General features: G+C 67.3%; 17 protein-coding genes. 16 read left to right on the top strand and 1 reads right to left on the bottom strand.

From position 1 onward, the window contains the following. Window positions 1-30: 30 nt before the first annotated feature. The gene (locus tag A4H34_RS09380) at window positions 31-969 is read right to left on the bottom strand and encodes a spermidine synthase (protein WP_064231916.1); all 939 of its coding nucleotides are present in this window, start codon (window positions 967-969) and stop codon (window positions 31-33) included. Between the two features lie 113 nt (window positions 970-1082). Between A4H34_RS09380 and dinB the strand changes: the two genes are divergently transcribed. The 16 genes from dinB to A4H34_RS09300 all read left to right on the top strand — a co-directional run bounded on the left by dinB (window position 1083) and on the right by A4H34_RS09300 (window position 20498). Continuing rightward, window positions 1083-2420, top strand: a complete 1338-nt coding sequence (gene dinB / locus A4H34_RS09375; protein WP_009199799.1) for a DNA polymerase IV — start codon at window positions 1083-1085, stop codon at window positions 2418-2420. A gap of 176 nt (window positions 2421-2596) precedes the next feature. Beyond that, entirely contained in the window at window positions 2597-3001 is a 405-nt protein-coding gene (locus tag A4H34_RS09370; protein ID WP_009199798.1) for a DUF3040 domain-containing protein, read from the top strand. Window positions 3002-3792: 791 nt separating this feature from the next. Next, window positions 3793-4224 (top strand): division/cell wall cluster transcriptional repressor MraZ, encoded by a 432-nt coding sequence (gene mraZ / locus A4H34_RS09365; RefSeq protein WP_040323576.1) that lies wholly within the window; start codon window positions 3793-3795, stop codon window positions 4222-4224. 142 nt (window positions 4225-4366) lie between these two features. Then, window positions 4367-5374 (top strand): 16S rRNA (cytosine(1402)-N(4))-methyltransferase RsmH, encoded by a 1008-nt coding sequence (rsmH, locus tag A4H34_RS09360; RefSeq protein WP_064231915.1) that lies wholly within the window; start codon window positions 4367-4369, stop codon window positions 5372-5374. Between the two features lie 27 nt (window positions 5375-5401). Next, window positions 5402-5800, top strand: coding sequence for a hypothetical protein (locus tag A4H34_RS09355; RefSeq protein WP_009199793.1), 399 nt, complete (start codon window positions 5402-5404; stop codon window positions 5798-5800). After that, window positions 5801-7705: a peptidoglycan D,D-transpeptidase FtsI family protein gene (locus tag A4H34_RS09350; RefSeq protein ID WP_064231914.1), complete on the top strand. Its 1905-nt coding sequence runs from the start codon at window positions 5801-5803 to the stop codon at window positions 7703-7705. It abuts the gene before it with no gap. Beyond that, window positions 7698-9275, top strand: coding sequence for a UDP-N-acetylmuramoyl-L-alanyl-D-glutamate--2,6-diaminopimelate ligase (locus tag A4H34_RS09345; protein ID WP_064231913.1), 1578 nt, complete (start codon window positions 7698-7700; stop codon window positions 9273-9275). The genes A4H34_RS09350 and A4H34_RS09345 overlap by 8 nt, the downstream gene beginning before the upstream one ends. Beyond that, complete coding sequence (locus A4H34_RS09340; protein ID WP_064231912.1) at window positions 9272-10690, top strand: UDP-N-acetylmuramoyl-tripeptide--D-alanyl-D-alanine ligase; 1419 nt, start codon at window positions 9272-9274, stop codon at window positions 10688-10690. The genes A4H34_RS09345 and A4H34_RS09340 overlap by 4 nt, the downstream gene beginning before the upstream one ends. Next, the gene (mraY, locus tag A4H34_RS09335) at window positions 10690-11775 is read left to right on the top strand and encodes a phospho-N-acetylmuramoyl-pentapeptide-transferase (protein WP_064231911.1); all 1086 of its coding nucleotides are present in this window, start codon (window positions 10690-10692) and stop codon (window positions 11773-11775) included. Before A4H34_RS09340 ends, mraY begins: the two co-directional genes overlap by 1 nt. Continuing rightward, the gene (gene murD, locus A4H34_RS09330; protein WP_231871022.1) at window positions 11772-13241 is read left to right on the top strand and encodes a UDP-N-acetylmuramoyl-L-alanine--D-glutamate ligase; all 1470 of its coding nucleotides are present in this window, start codon (window positions 11772-11774) and stop codon (window positions 13239-13241) included. Before mraY ends, murD begins: the two co-directional genes overlap by 4 nt. Then, the gene (locus tag A4H34_RS09325) at window positions 13228-14613 is read left to right on the top strand and encodes an FtsW/RodA/SpoVE family cell cycle protein (RefSeq protein WP_064231909.1); all 1386 of its coding nucleotides are present in this window, start codon (window positions 13228-13230) and stop codon (window positions 14611-14613) included. The genes murD and A4H34_RS09325 overlap by 14 nt, the downstream gene beginning before the upstream one ends. Continuing rightward, window positions 14610-15731 (top strand): undecaprenyldiphospho-muramoylpentapeptide beta-N-acetylglucosaminyltransferase, encoded by a 1122-nt coding sequence (gene murG / locus A4H34_RS09320; RefSeq protein ID WP_009199785.1) that lies wholly within the window; start codon window positions 14610-14612, stop codon window positions 15729-15731. Before A4H34_RS09325 ends, murG begins: the two co-directional genes overlap by 4 nt. Then, on the top strand, window positions 15728-17251 hold the full coding sequence (gene murC, locus A4H34_RS09315) for a UDP-N-acetylmuramate--L-alanine ligase (protein ID WP_064231908.1): 1524 nt from the start codon (window positions 15728-15730) through the stop codon (window positions 17249-17251). Before murG ends, murC begins: the two co-directional genes overlap by 4 nt. A 26-nt stretch (window positions 17252-17277) precedes the next feature. Then, window positions 17278-18300, top strand: a complete 1023-nt coding sequence (locus A4H34_RS09310; protein WP_009199783.1) for a cell division protein FtsQ/DivIB — start codon at window positions 17278-17280, stop codon at window positions 18298-18300. Window positions 18301-18491: 191 nt separating this feature from the next. Next, complete coding sequence (ftsZ, locus tag A4H34_RS09305) at window positions 18492-19715, top strand: cell division protein FtsZ (protein ID WP_064231907.1); 1224 nt, start codon at window positions 18492-18494, stop codon at window positions 19713-19715. A 6-nt stretch (window positions 19716-19721) separates the two neighbouring features. Continuing rightward, window positions 19722-20498 (top strand): polyphenol oxidase family protein, encoded by a 777-nt coding sequence (locus A4H34_RS09300; protein WP_082903186.1) that lies wholly within the window; start codon window positions 19722-19724, stop codon window positions 20496-20498. The last annotated feature ends 47 nt before the right edge of the window (window positions 20499-20545 follow it).

The following is a 20545-nucleotide window of genomic DNA, read 5'->3' as shown; positions in this document are numbered from 1 at the left end:
GCAGTTTGCCTAAACTCAGACTCGGAGTGCTTACTCGTTTGCCGACGTCCTCGGCCCAGGATGCGGACGACCTTGCCTCGGGCTCGTCGCTCTCGGCCATCCTGCAAGGGAATCCGTCAACGGTCTGACGGAGGCGGCGCGGGAGCGCAAGGCACCGTCGTCGAAAAACTTCGTCGGCAGCGGGAATTTGCGCACTTCCCGCTCGATCGCCTCAACCGGAAAACGCACGTCGGAGCCCGCTACGACGAAATTGCCGAAACGCTTTCCGCTGAAAACAGCAGGATCCGCTATAGCGACGATATTGTCAAACACGGCCGCCATGGCCGCGATGTCCTCGTCAAGCCGCCGAATCCCCGCCGAAGCGACCGCATTGAGAACGTAAATCCCCCCGGGCTCCAAAACATCGGCCGCTCGTTTCGCGGATTCCGCCGTTCGCAGATGCGGCGGCACCTCCCTGCCCGTGAAAGCGTCGCGGACGATCGCGTTCCAGCTCGCTTTCGTCGAGTCGAGGACGTGCCTGGCATCCCCGACCCTGATCTTCAGAAAGGGCGAGCGCGGCAGCGGAAACCAGTCGCGCACCAGCCTGGCCAGTTCCGGGTCGATTTCGACGGCGACCTGGTGCAACTCCCTGCGGGCGCCCAACGCCCTGGCGAGCGCGCAGCCTGCGCCTCCCAGATGAAGCACCCTCATGCGGCGCGGGCCGCCTTCGGCCGACCCGCCCTCGACGCCCGCCTCGACTGCGCGGCGCCCGCCTTGATCCCAGCGCGACTCGAGTATGAGGCGAATGTGCTGCATATACTCGAAATCCAGGTACTCCGGATCGGCCAGGTCCAGACTCGAAGACTCGACGCCGTTCAGCAGAAGGAGGACCTGCGAGGGATTGGTCCGTGCCCTGACGAGTTCCGCGGTGGCGTACGTTGTTGCGACGGGCCCCTCGGGCAGCTGGGTTCTGGACGATGCGCGCTTCATGCCACGAGCCTACCGAGACTTGGGGGCGCCGTGGCAGGCGGACCGGGCGTTTCGCGCGGTCAGAAAAGCGACGGAGCCTGAACGTAGGCTTGTCGCGTGAGAAAGGAGGACGGATGTCCCGAGCGCCGCGGTCGAAAGAAGCCCGTCGATTCTGGGGCGACGACGATTCCGACGTCGGCATACTCCACGTCGATATGGACGCCTTCTTCGTGTCAGTCGAGCTGCTCGATCGCCCGGAGCTCGCGGGCAAGCCGGTCGCCGTCGGGGGAGCCGAGCGCGGCGTCGTCTCTGCCGCCTCTTACGAGGCCCGTGAATTCGGCGTCAACTCGGCAATGCCCGTGGCTCGCGCCCTTCGGGCCTGCCCGCATCTGACGATGATTCCTCCGCGCCCCGGCAGGTATTCGGAGGTGTCGCGGCAAATCATGGACATACTGCACGACGTCACCCCGCTTGTAGAGAAGCTTTCGGTGGACGAGGCCTTTCTCGACGTCGGCGGCGCGCGGCGCCTCATGGGAGGGCCCGTCCGCATCGCCACGGATCTGCGGGCGCGCATCCGGCGCGAGGTCGGCGTTCCGGCGTCGGTTGGCATCGCCGCGACGAAGCACGTCGCCAAGATCGCCTCGGCCCACGCGAAGCCCGACGGATTGCTCCTCATACCCCGCTCGGCCACGATCGCCTTCCTCCATGGGCTGCCGGTGGGGGCGTTGTGGGGCGTGGGAGAGAAAACGAGGGCGCGCCTGGCCAACCAGGGCATCGAAACGGTGGGAGAGCTCGCCGACGCGGGACCGGAACGCCTGGCCAGGATCCTCGGCCGCGCCCACGGAACGCATCTGTACAGATTGGCGATGGGGCAGGACCCGCGTCCCGTGCAAACCTCTCGCGAGGAGAAGTCGATCGGCAAAGAGGAGACCTTCTTCGAACATGTGGCCGACCGCGGCAAGCTTGAGAGGATCCTTCTGGCTCAGGCCCATGCCACCGCGCGTAGACTGCGACGTGCGCATCTGACCGCCCGGACGGTCGCGATCAAGGTTCGCTTCGCCGATTTCACGACCATCACCCGCAGCACGACATTCGCCCGGCCGACCGATCTGGCGGCTGACCTCTACGCGGGCGCTAAACATCTCTTCGATTCGGTCGCCGTCTCCGGCGAGGGGCTGCGCCTCCTGGGCCTGCGCGCCGAGCAGATAGTCGATCAGCGCGAGGGAGTGCAGCTGGCTTTGGGCGCGGATTCCGACGACGAGGCCTGGGCATTCGGAGACCAAGCGGGTGAGGGCATGCGTCAGGCTTTTGGCGTGAATCCCCGTCTTGAACGGGCGGAGGCTGCGCTTGACCGCATTCGCGACAGATTCGGCCCGTCATTCGCCGGTCCGGGAAGCCTCATCGGCGCGGACAAGGAGAGGCGGCCCGAAGCGGACAGGCAGAGGCGACCCGAAAACGGGGGAGGCGGATGAGGCGCAGGGAATCGTTAGAATCGGGGAAGCCGCGAAAACCGGGGAGGTCGCGTTCACCCGGAGGTGAATGGACTCCGTCGCCCCAGAAACTATGACATCGTGGTTGCTCACGTGACTTTTGCCGCTCGTACCTTCGGGATATTCTTAACAGGTACGCCGACGACAGAGGAGAACCCATGGCCCTTTCCGAATACGAACGGAAGATGTTGGAAGAGCTGGAAGCCCAGCTGTCCGACGAGGATCCCGGGTTCGCCGACACCCTCAAGCCGAAGCCGTCGCCGAAGGCTGCGGCACGCCAGGTGTCGATTCGCCATCTCGTCCTGGGCCTTCTCGTCGTTTTTGGAGGCATTGCCGTCCTCACCCTCGGCGTCTCGGCCGAGATGGAGATCGTCGGGCTCCTCGGGATCGTCGTCATGTTCCTCGGGACGTGGTACATGACGACCGGCATCAAGTCCTTCCCCATCGAAAAGGCGGAGAACGACGATCCCGGGCCGAAGAGGCCAAAGACTCCTCGCTCCAGCCGTTTCCAAGACTTCATGGCCAAGCAGGCCGAAGAGTGGGAGAAGCGCCGCCGCCGGTAGCGTGTGCGCAAGCGTGGAATGACTGGCAACCGTCAAAGGGCCTGGCAACGAAAGGCCCCGCGACGTCGAGCGGGCCTCTCGCGTTGACCGGCGCAATTCGCCTCCGGCATGGCAGCGGCCGAACGGTCGAACCCTTCAGCGGCGGCTGAAGGCATTCCGACGGGATGCCTTGGAGACTTCCCGTCGGACTAGGCACGCTGTTGCCGCCTCGTTGAACGCGCAAAGCGGCCGCCCTTGTGACATCGGCATGCTGGACCGCATCGACGCGATCCGCTGCGACGCTCCCATGCGCCTTCCACTTCGCTCCACCGCGCCGCCTCGCCTTATTCCATGGCGTCGCCTCGCCTTGTTCCCCGCCTGTTCGGCGCCGTCGGTCCGTTTCGTTTTGCAGGGTAAGCTCGCTTCTCTTCGCGGCCGCGCCGCCGTCGTCCCTCCACTTCGCTCCCCCGGGGGCCGTCTCCACTTCGCCCCATAGGCCTGTCTCCACTTCGCTCCCGGGGGCTGCCTCCACTTTGCCCCATAGGCCTGTCTCGATTCCGCTCCACGGGGGCCTGTCTCCACTTCGCTCCACGGACGCGACGACGCCCGGAAAACAGCCGATCTGCGGCGTCGTTCTCCGTCTCCAGGCGGAGAGTTTCAACAAAAATGTGACGTGATGGGTACAGTTGCCCTCCACCGTGGTTTTCCCTTGATGCGTATGATCTTCTTCGACAAAACACCCCCAAGGGACCCTTGCTTGTGGGGGGAAGTGGAGTAAAGTGGTGGCCAGCGTCGAGAGGGAGGTGGACGCGGTGTTTCTGGGCACATACGAGCCAAAGCTCGATGACAAGGGTCGTCTGATCCTGCCCGCGAAGTTCCGCGACCAGCTCCAGCGCGGGTTGGTCATCACCAGGGGACAGGAGCATTGCCTGTTCGTCTTCACCATCGAGGAGTTCGAGGAGTTTCAAACGAAGCTTCATCAAGCTCCCCTCACCTCTAAGGAGGCTCGCGATTATCAACGTGTGCTCTTTTCCGGTGCAAATGACCAAGTGCCGGACAAGCAGGGGCGGATCTCCATTCCCTCGAATCTGCGCAAGTACGCCGGATTGGAGCGCGACCTGGCCGTGATCGGCTCGGGAAGCAGGATCGAGATCTGGGACCTGACGGCGTGGAATGAGTACCTGAACACGCAGGAAGCCGCCTTCGCCGACCGCGAAGACGAGGTCATTCCCGGCCTGTTCTGACCGGCCGAGGGCTTTCTCGCTCGTCTGAGGCAGTTCCCCAGCTTCAGAAAGGCGAAGAAAGCCGCCGGCCGGTCTGATTCGACCGCACAAAGGCAGCCGCGGCAGCGGCCGTATACGCCGCAAGGCACAGAGAGGAGTTCGCATGGCGTCGAAAGCGACGAGCAAAGCCGGACCCCCTCGCGCCGACGGCAATGCGCTGCATGTGCCTGTGCTGCTCGAGGAGTGCGTGAACCTCCTCGGGCCCGCGCTGACGGCCGAGGCCCCCGTGATGATCGACGCGACGCTCGGAATGGGAGGGCATTCATTCGCCTTCCTCGAGCGTTTTGCCAACCTGACGGTCGTAGGCATCGACCGGGACCCGGAGGCCATTGAGTTGGCCGGCGAACGCTTGGCGCGTTTCGGCAAGCGTTTCGTCGCCGTCCGTGCGACGTACGACGACGTGTCCGACGTCGCCGCCGAGTATGGACGCGCCGGGCGGGCAGACGCCGTGCTGATGGACCTCGGCGTCTCCTCGCTCCAGCTGGACGACGAGGGCCGCGGGTTCTCCTACTCCGGCGACGGCCCCCTGGACATGCGAATGGACAAGACGGGCGGCCCGACGGCCGCGGACGTTTTGGCCTCCGCGGACAAGGCGGAGCTGACGCGGATCCTGCGCGAATACGGCGAAGAAAGGTTTGCTTCGCGCATCGCCGCCAGGATCCTCGCGGCCCGCGCCGCGGAGCCGATCGAGCGCACCGGCCAACTCGCCGACATCGTCCGCGATGCAATCCCTGCGCCAGCCAGGCGCACGGGAGGCAACCCATGCAAACGAACCTTTCAGGCGCTTCGAATCGCCGTCAACGACGAGCTTGCCCTCCTCCGGCGCGCCATCCCGCGCGCCATCGAGGCGATTGCGGTTGGAGGCCGCATCGCCGTCGAGTCGTACCAATCGCTGGAGGACAAGATCGTCAAGCGTGAGATGGCGAAAGGGGCGACGTCCTCGACGCCGGCGGGCCTGCCCGTCGAACTCGACGACCGCGCCCCGTATCTCCGCCTGCTCACCCGCGGCGCCCTCAAGGCCGACGCCGCGGAGCTGCAGGCCAATCCGCGCAGCGCATCGGTGCGCCTCAGAGCCGCCGAGAGGCTGCGCGAAACCCCGCACACCGCATAAACCAGCAACTACACGAGGAAAGAACCGATGAGTGCAATCCCCGCCACCACTGTGCCCCGGCGCGCCGCCCGCCCCGTCGTTTCGGGGGTTCCCGGCCTGAAACTAGTTCCGGCCCCGGCGTCGGCGCGAGGCTTCTTCGGCGTCGTCATCGTCTGCGCACTGCTCCTCGTCGGCGCTTTGGGCACCGCTTTCGCCCTCAACACGCAGATGGTCGACACGGCTTACGAGATCCAGTCGGTGCAGAAGGAACTCAACGTTGCCACGGCAAAAGAGGCCACGCTCGCCGATCGCGTCGTCTCCGCCTCCACCCCGCAGAAGCTGACCGCCAAGGCCGAGCAACTAGGATTGGTTCCAGCAACGAGCGTCCTCCACTTGGACCTCACGACTGGGGCCGTCAAGAAGCCCTCGGAGCCGCAAAGGAAGTAGATGTCGTCTTCTGCCACCGACAATGAGTCGGAGGGGCGTGGCGCGGATCGTCCGCGCCGCGCTGCCTTTTCTCGGTACATTCGTCGACTGAAGGAGTACCACTCGTCGTTGCCTTTGGCGGCCAGACGCCTGCATTCGCTCGCCGTCGCCTTCGTTGTGTGCGCATTGGTTTTGGGCATTCGGCTCGCCGACCTCCAAGGCGTCAGATCCGCCTCCCTCGCGCAGGCCGCGTCGGGCTTCAGAACGAGGACGTACACGCTGCACGCCAAGCGGGGGGACATCGTCGACTCGAAGGGCTCGGTGCTGGCGACGTCGATCGAGCGATACAACATCGGCGTCAACCAGAAGGCCATCGCCCAGTACAAGCGTTACGACAAGGACGGCAACCTCATCGGATCCGGCGCCGCGGCGGCGGCCGAACAGCTCGCGCCGCTGCTCAAGATGGATCGGGCCGAGCTGGGCGGCCTTCTCCTGGGCGGCGAGAAGAAGAAGTCTTTCGCATACGTCAAGAAGGACGTTTCGCCGGATCTCTGGCGCAAGGTCAACGCGCTGCGCATCACTGGGATTGAGCCCGAGCAGTACATGAAACGCGAGTACCCCAACGGCGCGGTTGCCGGAAACGTGCTTGGCTACACCGGACAGGTCGAGAACGAGCCCGCCCAGATCAAGGGCCAGGCCGGAATTGAGAAGTCACAGGAGGCCGCGCTCGCGGGAAAGAACGGCTCCCTCACGGTCGAGGTCGCCGGGGGAGGCGCGGTTTTGCCCAACGGCAAGCGCAAGGAAGCGGCCGCGAAGGACGGCTCCACCGTCAAACTGACGATCGACCGCGACCTGCAGAACCAACTCATGAAGGCCGTCGACGATTCGGTCAAGGCCAACAACGCCGAGTGGGGAGCGGCCGTCGTCGTCGAGATCGGAACAGGAAGGATTCTCGCCCTCGTGGATTCGGGCTCCCCGAATCCGGCTGATCTCGGTTCGACGGCGTCCTCGAACTGGGGGTCGCGGGCGGTGCAGGCGCCCGTCGAGCCCGGATCGACAGGCAAGCTCATCACGTTCTCCGGCTCAATCGACCAGAAGAAAGTCACGCCCGAGAGCGTTTTCACTGTGCCCTACTCGATCACGATGCCCAACGGCGAGAAGGTCCACGACAACGATTCGCACGGCACCGAGAGGATGACGGTGGCCGGGATCCTCGCGAAGTCCTACAACACGGGCCTCATTCAGATCGGCGACAAAGTGACCGACGCCAAGCGCTATGACTACATGAAGAAGTTCGGCATCGGCTCGAAGACGGGCATCGAGCTCCCCGCGGAGTCCCGCGGGAGGCTCACGCAGCCGAGCTCCTGGGGTCCCAGGGGGCGCTACACGACGATGTTCGGCCAGGGATGGTCGGCCACCACCGTTCAGCTCGGCCAGATGGTGGCGACGATCGGCAATCGGGGAGTGAGGGTTCCGCTGCACATCGTCGAGTCCGTCGTCGACGCCGACGGAAACGAGAAGCCCGTGGCGCCGGAGAAGAAAGAGCGCGTGATCTCGGCAGACTCGGCGGCGACGATGCTGAAGATGATGCAGGCCGTCACCGACAAGGATTCGACCGGCTATCTCGCCAGGGTCGAGGGATACAACGTCGCGGGAAAGACGGGGACCGCGCAGGTGCCCGACGCCAACGGCAAGCTCACCAAGCGAGTCGGCACATTCGTGGGGGTCCTGCCAGCGGACAAGCCTCAGATCGCCGTGGCGGTCACCGTCTTCAACGGCAAGGGCGCCGGGTACGGCGGCGAGGTGGCCGCTCCGGTATTCTCGAATGTCGCACACTTTGCGGTACGGCAGCTGGGGATCGCGCCTTCGACCGAGCCCCTGTTCAAGTACCCGTGGTACGAGTATCAGATAGGCAAGAATGACTGACTATACGAGACAGACCGGGCTTTTCACGCAGCTCGACGCGCTCGCCGCGGCCGTCGGAGCGACGGTCGACGTCGGCGACGGAGGGCCCGAGGCTCGCAACGCAGCGGTTGAATCCGTCACGTCCGACAGCAGGCAGGCGCGGCCGGGCGACCTGTTCGCGGCCACTCCGGGAGAGAAAGTCCACGGCGCGGCCTTCGCCGTCTCCGCGATCGAAGCCGGCGCGAACGCCGTGCTCACCGACGCGCAGGGGCGCGACATCCTTCGCAGAGACCTCGGCGGGCGCTCCGTCCCCGTCCTCGTCGTCGACGATCCCCGCGCCGCCGTTGGAAAGGCGGCCGCCTTGATCCTCGGCGAACCTGCCGCCGACCTCGATTCATACGCGGTGACGGGAACCAACGGCAAGACGACGACGGCCTACATGGTCGAATCGATACTCGGCGCCCTCGGACGCAAGCCCGGCCTCATCGGCACAGTCGAGATCCGCCTGGCGGGGATGAGCGTTCCGGCGCACCTGACGACGCCCATGCCCGACGAGCTCCAAAGCTACCTCGCCTTCCACCGCCGCGGGGGAGGGACCGACGTCGTCATGGAGACTTCCAGCCACGCGCTCGTCCAGGGCCGCAGCGACCCCGTGAGATTCACGGTGGCCGGGTTTACGAACCTCACCCAGGACCACCTCGATTTCCACGGCACGATGGAGAGGTACTACCAAGCCAAGGCGAGCCTCTTCACCCCGGAGAGGGCCCGCAACGCCGTCGTCTCAGTCGACGGCGAATACGGCCGTCGGCTCCTTGCGGAATGCGCGCCGAGGCTCGAAGGGGAGGTCGCCGCCCTCGCCGTTGACTCCGGCCTGCCGGATCTGCCCGACGGCGTCGTGGGATGGAAGGCGCTCGCCCTGGAAGGGTCGAGTTTCGTCCTCGAATCGACCGACGGGCGCAGGCTGGCGACGAGCACCTCCCTTCCGGGGGATTTCAACGTCGCGAACGCAGCGCTCGCGGCCGTCATGGTCATGACTGCCGGGTACTCTCCAGACGAGCTTGCGCGCGCCCTGCCCGCGGGGATCAATCCCTCGGTGCCGGGCCGCATGGAGGTGCTCAACGCCCGCCCGCGAGTCATCGTCGACTTCGCCCACAACACGGAGGCGCTCGTCAACGCCATGAAGGCGCTGCGCCCCTCGACCGAAGGAAGGCTCGTCGTGCTCACGGGGTCGGCCGGAGACCGCGACAAGGGCAAGCGCCCGGCCATGGGCGCCGCCGTCGCCCGGTACGGCGACTTCGTTTACATCACGGACGACGATCCCCACGACGAGGACCCCGCCGTCATCAGAGCGGCCGTCATCGAGGGAACGCGCGGCTTCGACACCCCCGTCGTCGAGATCGCGGACCGGTCCCAAGCCATAGACGCCGCAATCGCAGAAGCCTCCGAGCGGGATACCATTCTCCTTGCGGGGCGCGGCCACGAAACCATCCAGGAGGTGGCGGGCGTTCCGATCGAACTCGACGACCGAGTCGAGGCGCGGCGCGCCCTACGCAAGCGCGCCCGCGTCCACGACGGTGAGGAGAAAGCATGATACCGGTGACGCTCGCGCAAGTCGTTGCCGATTGCAATGCGACGACGGCGGGCGATACTCCCCCCGACGTCGCGCGAGAACAGATTTCATCGCTGACGGCCGACACGCGGACCGTCAGCGGCGGCGAGGTCTTCGCGGCCATCAAGGGCGCACGGGTCGACGGCGCCGAGCTCGCCGGAGCCGCACTTTCGGCGGGCGCACGGGCCGTCGTCACATCCGATCCTTCCACCGCGGTCGCCTCGGGCGCCGACCCGGCCCGGGTCATCGTCGTCGACGACGTCGAAAAGGCGATCGGCGCTTTGGCGCGCGCGAATCTCCAAAGGGCGAGGGCCGAAGGGAACCCCGCCCTCAAGGTCGTGGCCGTGACGGGGTCGGTCGGCAAGACAACCGTCAAGGATCTGCTGGCCTCCTTGGTGGAAAGCAGGGGGCCGGTCATCGCCCCTCCCGGGTCCTTCAACAACGAACTGGGCCTTCCGATCACGGTTCTGCGCACGGACGCCGGCACAGCCACACTGGTGCTCGAAATGGGCGCGGACCACGTCGGCAACATCGACTACCTCACGTCGATCGCGCCCCCGGACGCCTCGGCCGTCCTCATCGTCGCCCGCGCGCACCTGGGCGAATTCGGAGGCATCGACAACGTCGGGCGCGCCAAGTCCGAGCTTGTGACCGGCACCCGCGAAGGCGGCGTCGTCGTCCTCAACGCCGACGACCCGCGGGTTGCGGCCATGGCCGGGCTCGCGCACGGGCCGGTTTTGACCTTCTCGGCGCGCGGGGCGGGCGACGTCGCAGCGCGAAACATCGACGTCGGCGCGGACGGACGCGCGTCCTTCACGCTCGTCACGCCGGAGGGCGAGGCGGACGTCAAGCTCAGACTCGTCGGCGAACACCACGTGGCGAACGCCCTCGCCGCGGCGGCGCTCGCCCATTCGCTGGGGATTGCAACGGCGCAGATCGCCTCGACCCTCAGCGCCGTCGGCGCCGCGAGCCCCCATCGCATGGACGTCTTCGAGGCGGGCGGCGCGACCGTCATCGACGACTCGTACAACGCCAACCCCGATTCCATGCGTGCCGGATTGGCGGCCCTGGAACGGCTCGGGCGCGGGCGGCGCAAGGTTGCCGTGCTCGGCGAAATGCTCGAGCTCGGCGAGGCCTCTCTGCTCGAGCACGAGGCGATCGGCAAGGCGGCGGCCCAGGCCGGCGTCGCCTGCCTCGTCGCCGTCGGCGAGGAGGCTCGGCCCCTCGCTTCGGCCGCCGAGGCCGAAGGCGTGGACGCAACGTGGGCCGCCGGGCCCGAAGGCGCGCTGAGAGAGCTAGACGCCGCCCTGGCCGCCGGTGACGTAGTGTTGGTGAAAGGATCGAACGGTTCGGGGGTCTGGAAGGTAGCCGACTCCCTGAGGGAGGAGAAGAAGTAGTGCTGTCGATACTCATCGCGGGCGGCATCTCGCTCTTCGTCACCCTCGTGGGCACGCCGTTCTTCATCAAGATACTCGTGGCCCGGCAATACGGTCAGTTCATCCGCCAAGACGGGCCGACAAGCCACCAAATCAAACGCGGAACGCCCACCATGGGCGGCGTCATGATCATCGTCGGCGCCCTCCTCGGATACTTCGTCGCGAATCTCGCGACTGGCCGCTCGCCCAACGCCTCCGGCCTGCTCCTCCTGTACCTCACGGTCGGCCTCGGCTTCATCGGCTTCCTTGACGACTTCGCCAAGATTAGGAAGAAGCAGTCCCTGGGGCTGACCCCGTGGGCGAAAATACTCGGCCAGGCCTTCGTGGGGATCAGCTTCGCCGTCATGGCCCTGCGCTTCCGCAACTCGGAGAACAGAACCCCGGCGACCCTGCGAATTTCCATCCTGCGCGACACGAACATCGACCTCGCCTTCCTCGGCGTCGGAGTCGGAATTGTATTCTTCGTTGTCTGGGCCAATTTCCTCATCACGGCCTGGTCCAACGCGGTCAACCTCACCGACGGCCTCGACGGGCTCGCCGCGGGGGCATCGATGATCGCATTCGGCGCATACGCGACGATCACCATGTGGCAGTCGAACCAGGTCTGCCACGGGGTCCTCGGCCAGGCGCCCGGCTGCTACGACGTCCGCGACCCCAGAGACCTCGCCATCGTCTGCGCCGCCATCGTGGGCTCCTGTTTCGGCTTCCTGTGGTGGAACACCTCGCCCGCCAAGATCTTCATGGGAGACACCGGGTCCCTCGCCCTCGGAGGCGCCTTCGCCGGCATCTCCATCCTCACCCGCACCGAGATCCTCGCCGTTCTCATCGGCGGCCTCTACCTCATCGAAGTGGGTTCGGCGGCACTCCAGATGGGCTTCTACAAGATCACGAGGAAACGGATATTCCGCATGGCCCCGCTCCACCATCACTTCGAGCTCAAAGGCTGGAAGGAAGTGACCGTGGTCGTCCGCTTCTGGATCATCGAGGCGCTCCTCATGCTCGTGGCGGTCGGCACGTTCTACGCCGAATGGCTGGCACACCAGTGAGCGTCGAAATCCCAGGGGCGGCCGAGCTCGCGGGCGCGAGGGTGGCGGTGGTCGGCCTCGGCAAATCCGGCACTGCCTGCGTCCAAGCGCTCGCGGATGCGACCGAGGCCGTCGTCTCAGCGTGGGATGCAGACGAGCGCGCCCTGGAAGGAGTCGGCGACGTCGACGAGCGCGGCGCCGCAGCCGACCCCGCCGCCCTCGCGGAGAAGGCCCTCGCATGGAAGCCCGACGTCGTCATTCCGGCGCCCGCCGTCCCCGAGGTCGGCCCTCTCTTCGAGCGAGCGGCGCGCGCCGGGGTCCCGGTATGGAGCGAGATCGAGTTGGCTTGGCGCCTGAGGGCCTTCGACGACGGCCGCGCGGCCCCGTGGCTGTGCGTGACGGGGACCAACGGCAAGACCACCGCCGTGTCCATGACCGAGGCCATCCTCGACGCCGGGGGACTGAAGGGCAAGGCCGTCGGAAACGTCGGCAATCCGGCCGTTGCGGAGGTCTCCCGCACCGACGGCGGCGCGGCGGGCGCCTTCGCCGTCGAACTGTCCTCCTTCCAGCTGCGCACCACCCGCACCATGTCGCCGTTGGCCTCGATATGCCTGAACATCGCCGACGACCACCTTGAATGGCACGGCTCGCGCGAAGCGTACTGGCGGGCCAAGGCCCGCGTGTACGAGCGCGTCCAAGCGGCGTGCATCTACCCAGTGGGCGACCCCTCCGTCCAGCGCATGGTCGACGAGGCCGACGTCGTCGAGGGGGCCAGGGCGATCGGGCTCGCCCTCGGGGTTCCCTCGGCCGGCCAGGTCGGCTTGGTCGAGGACGCCGTCGTCGACCGGGCTTTCGGGCCCGACCGTTTCCGGGAGGCGATCGAGCTCTTCTCCCTCGGCGACCTGGCGCAGCTCGCACCGACGGGCGCGGACCTGCCCGTGCACATCGTCTGCGACGCCATGGCGGCGGCTGCCCTGGGACGGGCGGCCGGGGTGGCGCCGGAGGACGTGCGCGCCGCGCTGCGGGCGTTCCGCCCGGGGGCCCACCGGATCGAGCTCGCAGCGACGGTCGACGGCGTCCGCTACGTCGACGACTCCAAGGCGACCAACGCCCATGCCGCCAGGGCGAGCCTCGGGGCGCAGGCGGACGGGACGACGGTGTGGATCGTCGGAGGCTTGGCCAAGGGCGGGCGTTTCGAGGACCTCGTTGCGGACGTCTCGGGAAAGCTCCGCGCCGTCGTCGTCATCGGCGTCGACCAGGAACCGTGGAAGAGCGCTTTGGCGGGCATCGACGTTCCGGTGACGTACATCGATCCGGCGTCGCCCGCGCCGATGGACGACGCCGTGGCGGCCGCGCGCTCCCACGCCCGCCGGGGCGACGTCGTTTTGCTTGCGCCGGCGTGCGCGTCGATGGACCAGTTCGCCTCCTACGCCGAGCGAGGGGAGCGATTCGCCGAGGCCGCAAGGAGGAACGATGGCCCGCACTGACAGCGCCCGCACCGACAGCGAACGCCGACGCCCGAAGGCGGGCGGCGCCCTCGTCAGGCTCAAGGGCGCCCACGGAGTCGGAATCGCCAAGGCGAAGGCGGAGGCCCGCAGGCCGGAGCCCGCCTACCCCGCCGAGACGGTCCGCGACCAGATGCACCGGGCGATCTCGCTCATCCTCGTCTCCGCGTGTGCGCTGCTGGTGATCGGCATCGTCATGGTCTATTCGGCCACGGCTCCGGCGGCCATCAGAAACGCGCGGATCAACGGGGAGGCTTTGGCCTTCACAACGGCCAACGGCCAGCTTATGTACGCGGCGATCGGCCTGGCAGTCGGAGCCGTCGCCGTCTTCCTTCCGGCGGGCGTGTTCCTGCGCGCTGCCAACTGGATCTTCGCCGCCGGCGTCGCCCTGCAGTGCGCCGTCGTCACCCCTCTCGGGAAGGACGTGGCGGGCAACCTCAACTGGCTGAAGATCGGCCCCTTCACCATCCAGCCGTCCGAATTCTTGAAGTTCGCCACGATCGTCTGGATAGCCGCGCAATTGGGCAGGAGTCGGACGAACGATTGGGGCATTCACTCCTTCTTCATGCCCTCCTGGGGCATTTTGCCGGAGCGTTGGAGGGGAGTCCACAGGCTTCCTGTCGCCGCGGGCGCCGCGCTCGCCCTGGCGGCCGTCCTCCTCGGCTTCGACATGGGCACGGCCATGGTCTTCGCCCTCATTTGCGCGGGCATATTCTGGCTGGCCGGGATGCCGAGCCACTACTACATCGCGGGCGGGGCGCTCGCCGGGTTCGGCGCCGCCGTGCTGGTGGCCATGAGCCCTTCGCGCCTGACGCGAATCAAGGAGTATCTGGCCAATCTCGCTAGTCTGCCCGATTCGGCGGACCCGACCCAGTCGGATTTCGCCCTGTGGGCCTTTGGGTCCGGCGGTCTGTCCGGGCGCGGCCTGGGAACCGGTATTGAGAAATGGCCGGGAAACCTCGCCGAGGCGCAGAATGACTTCATTTTCGCCGTCATCGGCGAAGAGTTGGGGCTCTTCGGCTGCCTCGTCGTCGTCGCCATGTTTTTCGTGCTCGGTTTCGGACTTATGAAAATCGCCACTTACCACCCGTCGCGATTCGCGAGGCTCGCATGCGGCGGCATAGCCGTGTGGATGTGCGGGCAGGCGATGGCGAATATGCTCGTAGTAACGGGCGTCTTCCCTGTTTTCGGAGTGCCGCTTCCCCTCATTTCACAGGGGGGCTCCGCCGTCATCGCGTGCCTTCTGGCCGTCAGCTTCGCCGTCTCGTGCGCGCTTTCGGCCCCCGGAGTCAGGGAATCCTTCCGCGTGCGCGGACGCCTGGCCCATCGCGTACGCGCCGTAGTGAAAGGATGAGTATGAAAGTCGTTTTGGCGGGCGGCGGAACCGCCGGCCACGTCAATCCTCTGCTGGCGACGGCGAAGGCCCTGACTGAACGGGGCATCGACGTCTGCGCGATCGGCACCGAGGAAGGCTTGGAGGCCGAGCTCGTTCCCGCCGCCGGCATCGAATTCGTCGAGATTCCGCGCGTTCCCCTCCCGCGCAGAATCGGCAAGGGTCTTTTCGAATTCCCGGGGAAGTACAAGAGCGCCGTCGCCAAAGCCGGCCAGGTCCTCGACGAGGCCGGCGCGGCCGTGGCGGTCGGCTTCGGCGGCTTCGCATCGACCCCGCTTTACGCCGCGGCGCGCAAGCGCTCCGTGCCCTTCGTCGTGCACGAGCAGAACGTCAAGCCCGGCCTGGCCAACAGGTACGGCGCGCGAAAGGCCGCCGTCGTCGCCCTGACCTTCCGATCGACCCGCCTGTCGGCCTCGTCCGGCACGACCCGGGTGGTCGGCCTGCCGCTCCGTCAGAAGATCGCGGACTTGGCGGCGCTGCGCGACGACGCCGAGGCTCGCGGATCGGCCCACGTCGCGGCGGCCGAGGAGCTGGGGGTCGACCCCGCCCTGCCGACCCTTCTGATCACCGGCGGCTCTCTCGGCGCCAAGCACTTGAACGACGTCCTCGTCCAGGCCGCTCCGGCCTTCGACGAGGCGGGAATTCAGGTCGTCCACCTGACCGGGCGGGGAAAAGACGGCCCCGTCCGAAAGGCGAGCGCGAAGGCCTCGAACTACCGGGTGATCGACTACCTGACGGACATGGAGTTGGCTTACGCGGTGGCCGACCTCGTTCTGTGCCGCTCCGGCGCCGGGACGGTCGCGGAGCTTGCGGCCCTCGGCATTCCGGGCTACTTCGTTCCTCTGCCGATAGGCAACGGGGAGCAGGAGAAGAATGCGGCCGAAGCCGTCCGAGCCGGGGGCGCGCGCCTCGTGCGCGACCGCGATTTCAGCGTGAAGAACGTGACTGACGAGATCATTCCGCTCGTGCTCGACGGCGACAGGCTCGCAGCCATGTCGACCGCTCTGAGCGAGCTCATGCCCGTCGACGCCGACAAGCGTTTGGCTCGACTCATCGAAGAAACGGGGGAGAGGCGATGACGGAGGCGAGGACGGGGGCGGCCTCGCCCGGCGCGCCGCAGGGAAAGTATCACCTGGTAGGAATCGGAGGCGCGGGCATGAGCGTCGTGGCGGAGCTGCTGGCAGCCTCCGGCGCCGAGGTTTCGGGGTCGGACTCGAAGGAGTCCCAGACGACGCGTCGTTTGGCAGCCGAGGGCATCGCCGTGTCGATAGGGCACGACGCCCGGCATGTGCCCGCCGACGCCGTTCTGGTCGTCTCCTCCGCCATTCGCGAGAGCAACCCGGAGCTTGCCGTGGCGCGCGAGCGTTCGCAAAAGGTCCTCCACCGGTCGCAGGCCCTCGCTTTGGCCGCCCGCGGCCGCGACTTCGTGGCTGTGGCCGGGGCCCACGGAAAGACGACGACGTCGGCGATGATCGCGATGGCGCTGCGCGAGGTCGGCCTCGACCCTTCGTGGGCCATCGGCGGCAGCGTGGTCGGCGCGGGCGGCGGAAGCCACCTCGGAGGAGGCAGGGCATTCGTCGCCGAGGCCGACGAGTCCGACGCTTCCTTCCTCAACTACGAGCCCCTCGTCGAGGTCGTCACGAACGTCGAACCGGACCATCTCGACCACTACGGAAGCACAGAGGCTTTCGAAGAGGCCTTCGCCGAGTTCTCCCGGCTGCTCAAGGCCGACGGCGTCCTAGTCGCCTGCGCGGACTCGCCGGGGGCGCTGCGCATGGCCGTCGGGGCAATCGACCGCGGGCAGCGGGTGGTCACCTACGGGCGCGGCGACGGGCCGCGTGGGGCCGCAGCGCACGTGAGGGTCTCGCCCGTACGCGCTCAATCGGGCGAAGCGCGGCAGGAAAAAGCGGCGTCGGGCGAAGCCGAGCAGGGACGACTCCAGCCGGGCGAAGCCGAGCCAGACGAATCGCCGCGCGAGGCCTCGCGGCCCCTGGGCGCGTCGGGAACTTTCGACGACGGCTCGGGGCCCGTCCGCGTGGATCTGAGCGTCGTCGGCGACCACAATCTGCTCAACGCCGCCGCGGCATGGGCCGCGGGCGTGGAGTTGGGGGTCGGCCGTGAAGAGATGGCTTCCGCTCTCTCCCATTTCTTGGGGACAGGCCGGCGTTTCGAGCTGCGAGGAGAAGCCGGGGGAGTCCGTGTGATCGACGATTACGCGCACCATCCCACGGAGGTTGAGGCCACGCTTCGGGCGGCTCGGGCCGTCGTCGGCGACGGCGCGCTGCGCGTGCTTTTCCAGCCTCATCTGTACTCGCGGACGGCCAACTTCGCCGATCGGTTCGCCGAGGCTTTGTCTCTCGCCGACGACGTCGTCGTCACATCCGTATACGCGGCCCGCGAGGACCCGACGCCGGGAGTGGAAGGCGACCTTGTCACGTCGAAGATGGACCCCGCCCGAGCCCAGTTTGTGCCGGACAGGTTCGAGGCGGCCCGCGCCCTCGCTGCGCGCGCCCGCCCCGGCGACCTCGTCATGACCGTGGGCGCAGGCGACGTGACCGAGCTCGGCCCGACGATCCTCGACCAGATCGGGCAGCGATGAGGCCTCCCAGGCGGCCCAGAAGGCGAGTGGAGGAGGGCGCCCGTCGGCCGGAAGAGGAGTCCCGTCGAGAGAGGCCCGAGGCCGCTTCCTCCCTCAGCCCGTCGAGTCCCTCAGAAGCCCGCACAGGCGAGCAGGCCGCCGTTTCCGGCGTCGCGGGCCTCGGTCCGCGCAGGGCGACCGGCCTCGCGGGCGCGGGGCGCCGCGGAGAGCCAAACCTCGCTTCGGAGAACCGAGACCGTCGCGGACAGGCCGTCGTCGCCGAGATCGTCGAGGGAGGTCCCCCGCGGGGCTGGCGCGCGGCGTCAAGGCGCGAGTCGGACCCCGTAGACATGACGGAGCGTCGCCGCGAACGCTTGGCCGAGCGCCGCCGCGTCCGCAAGCGCAGAATTGTGCGCGCCTCGATCGCCGGGGCCGCCGTCGTCATACTCGCCTGGGTCGTCTTCTTCAGCCCGCTGCTCGCCCTGCGATCGGGCGGGGTCGCGGTTCGCGGTGCGGGGGCCGCCGGGGTCGCCGACGGCGACGTGAAGGCCGCCGTCGCCGAGTACGTTGGAACGCCGCTCGTTCGCCTGAACACGGGCGAGGTCGAATCGAAAGTTCGCAAGAGCCTCCCGATGGTCAAGCGGGCCAAAGTCACGCGAAACTTTCCGGGCGGGGTAACCGTCGCCGTCACGCTGCGAAAACCCGTCGCCTGCATGGTGGAGAAGGCCTCGTGCACGGCCATAGACGAGGACGGCGTGCGCTTGGACGTCCCCAAGAGCCAGACGTCCTCGCTCCCGAAGCTCAAGCTCGCCGACGGCGACGCGCCGCGGGCGACGTCGATCATGGGCGCCGTGCTTGGCGCCCTCGACGAGGGTACGCGCAGGCAGGTGGCCTCTGTGCAGGTCACGCGCGCGGGGCAGGTCGCCTTCACCCTCTCGGACGGGGCTACTGTGAACTGGGGAGGCGCCGAGGAATCCGCGGTGAAGGCCAGGGTGCTCAAGGGGCTGCTCTCTCAGAAGGCGAAGCGCTACGACGTTTCCGCCCCGCATGCCCCGGTCACCGAGAACTAGGCGAATTCTTGCGCCTGGCGAACTGGGCGGGTTGCTCTGCACATCGGTCCGTTTCTCACGTATATTCGACTCTGGAATACGCGACACGCCCCGCGCGGAGGTTGAACGGCCGAACACGGCCCTCTACCTTGTCCGCGAAGGTGAACGGAGAAAACTTCAAGTACGAGTTGAAGTCTGAAAGGAAGAGAGCGATGCCCACTCTCAACAACGGCGCGAACATCAAAGTCATCGGTGTGGGCGGCGGCGGTGTGAACGCCGTTGATCGCATGATTCAGGATGGACTTGCAGGCGTCGAGTTCATTGCAATCAACACCGACGGCCAGTCCCTCGTCAAGTCCGAGGCCGAGACCAAGCTCGACATCGGCAGGGAGGTTTCCCGCGGCCTGGGCGCGGGCGCCGATCCGGCGGTAGGCCGGAGGGCCGCCGAGGAGAACGGCGAGGTCATCAGCGCGGCCCTCGAAGACGCCGACATGGTCTTCGTCACCGCAGGAGAAGGCGGCGGAACGGGAACGGGGGCGGCCCCCGTCGTCGCCGAGATCGCCCGATCCATCGGCGCCTTGACGGTGGGCGTCGTCACGCGGCCGTTCGAGTTCGAGGGGCGCCAGCGGGCGAACAACGCGACGGCCGGCCTGGCCGAGCTGCGCAAGGCCGTCGACACCCTCATCGTCATCCCCAACGACCGTCTTTTGGAGATCGCCGACGACAATCTCACGGTCCTCGAGGCGTACCATCTCGCAGACGAGGTTCTGCGCAACGGCGTGAAGGGAATCTCCGACCTCATCACCATCCCGGGGCTGGTCAACCTCGACTTCGCGGATGTCAAGGCGATCATGAAGGACGCGGGAACCGCGCTCATGGGCATCGGCGAGGCCACGGGCGACGACAGGGCGATGCGCGCCGCGGAGGCGGCGATCTCCTCGCCGCTTCTCGAAGCCAGCATCGACGGCGCGCACGGCGTGCTTTTGTCGTTCCAATCCGGCGAGAACTTCTCTCTCCAGGAGATGAACCAGGCCTCCAAGCTTGTCCAGGAAGCCGCGGACCCCAGCGCGAACATCATCTTCGGCCACATCATCGACGATTCGCTCGGCGACGTCGTGCGCGTAACAGTCATAGCCGCGGGATTCGACGAGCCGGAAGACGAACAGTTCACGTCCGCCTCGCGCCCTGCGCAGGCACCGCCGACGCGCTCGCGCACGTTCGAAGACCCTGTTCCCTCGCACCGCGCCGAAGAGCCGGCCATTCAGCCGGTGAGCACCGGCCAGCACCACATCGCGACGCCGAGCCATCCTGTGGCCGAGCCCGTCGCCAAGACGTCGCCGGCCCCCGCCCGGTCGATCCCTCCGGTCGTCGAGGAGCCCACGACGCGCTCCAGCCGCGACCTGGATATTCCAGCGTTCCTCTTCGAAGATCAGTAAGCTCACGTGTCTCTCGTCGAGTGGGTGCTCGATTCGGCCGTTCCCGGCGGCCGAATCCGGGCCGGTTTCACGTCGCGTCGGGGAGGGACCTCCGAGGGGGCCTATGAGGGCCTCAACCTGGGCTTGCACGTCGGAGACGACCCTTCGGCCGTTGCACGCAACAGGCTGAGCCTGACGAGCGAGGTCGGATTCATCACGTGGATGGACCAGGTCCACGGCGCCAACGTCGAGGTGGTCGACTCGCAGGTTCTGACGTCCGGCACCCCCGGGCGGACCTTTGCGGACACCGACGGCCTCGTCGTCGACGCCTCCCTGCATCCCTGCTCCGCCGCCGTCATGGTGGCAGACTGCGTCCCCCTCCTCCTCGCCGCCTCCAACGCGCCCATAGCCGCGGCGGTCCACGTCGGCCGCTCCGGCCTCTTTGCGGGCATCGCCTCCGTGGCCCTCGAGACGATGCGCGAGAGGGGAGCCCAAGGGATCCGCGCATACGTCGGTCCGTCGATTTGCGGACGGTGCTACGAAGTTCCCGCGGACATGCGGGATGAGGCGGAGAGCCTCGCGCCCGGGAGCTATTCGAGAACCTCTTGGGGCACGCCGGCGATCGACATCCCCGAGGCGCTCGAGCTGCAGCTGCGAAAGGCCGAGGTCGACGACGTCGTCCGGTCGGAAATTTGCACGATGGAAGACGCCCGATATTACTCCCATCGCCGCGAGATGGCGGCGAAAAGGGCAAGCGGAAGGTTCGTCGGCCTCGTTCAGGTAAGGCGCGACACGCCTTTCTAAATCGCCGTCAAACGCCGCGATCTGCAATACGTTGGATGGAGTACGCC

The organism is Peptidiphaga gingivicola (assembly GCF_001652275.1).
Classification (GTDB): domain Bacteria; phylum Actinomycetota; class Actinomycetes; order Actinomycetales; family Actinomycetaceae; genus Peptidiphaga; species Peptidiphaga gingivicola.
Note: the sequence above shows the minus strand (reverse complement) of the source record. Positions and strands in the feature narration are given on the sequence as shown.

Coding starts and splice junctions, on each gene's coding strand:
- A4H34_RS09340 (WP_064231912.1), top strand. CDS start 9,272: ATGATACCGGTGACGCTCGCGCAAGTCGTTGCCGATTGCAATGCGACG.
- A4H34_RS09325 (WP_064231909.1), top strand. CDS start 13,228: ATGGCCCGCACTGACAGCGCCCGCACCGACAGCGAACGCCGACGCCCG.
- murC (WP_064231908.1), top strand. CDS start 15,728: ATGACGGAGGCGAGGACGGGGGCGGCCTCGCCCGGCGCGCCGCAGGGA.
- murG (WP_009199785.1), top strand. CDS start 14,610: ATGAGTATGAAAGTCGTTTTGGCGGGCGGCGGAACCGCCGGCCACGTC.
- A4H34_RS09370 (WP_009199798.1), top strand. CDS start 2,597: ATGGCCCTTTCCGAATACGAACGGAAGATGTTGGAAGAGCTGGAAGCC.
- ftsZ (WP_064231907.1), top strand. CDS start 18,492: ATGCCCACTCTCAACAACGGCGCGAACATCAAAGTCATCGGTGTGGGC.
- A4H34_RS09380 (WP_064231916.1), bottom strand. CDS start 969: ATGAAGCGCGCATCGTCCAGAACCCAGCTGCCCGAGGGGCCCGTCGCA.
- dinB (WP_009199799.1), top strand. CDS start 1,083: ATGTCCCGAGCGCCGCGGTCGAAAGAAGCCCGTCGATTCTGGGGCGAC.
- A4H34_RS09355 (WP_009199793.1), top strand. CDS start 5,402: ATGAGTGCAATCCCCGCCACCACTGTGCCCCGGCGCGCCGCCCGCCCC.
- A4H34_RS09350 (WP_064231914.1), top strand. CDS start 5,801: ATGTCGTCTTCTGCCACCGACAATGAGTCGGAGGGGCGTGGCGCGGAT.
- rsmH (WP_064231915.1), top strand. CDS start 4,367: ATGGCGTCGAAAGCGACGAGCAAAGCCGGACCCCCTCGCGCCGACGGC.
- A4H34_RS09345 (WP_064231913.1), top strand. CDS start 7,698: ATGACTGACTATACGAGACAGACCGGGCTTTTCACGCAGCTCGACGCG.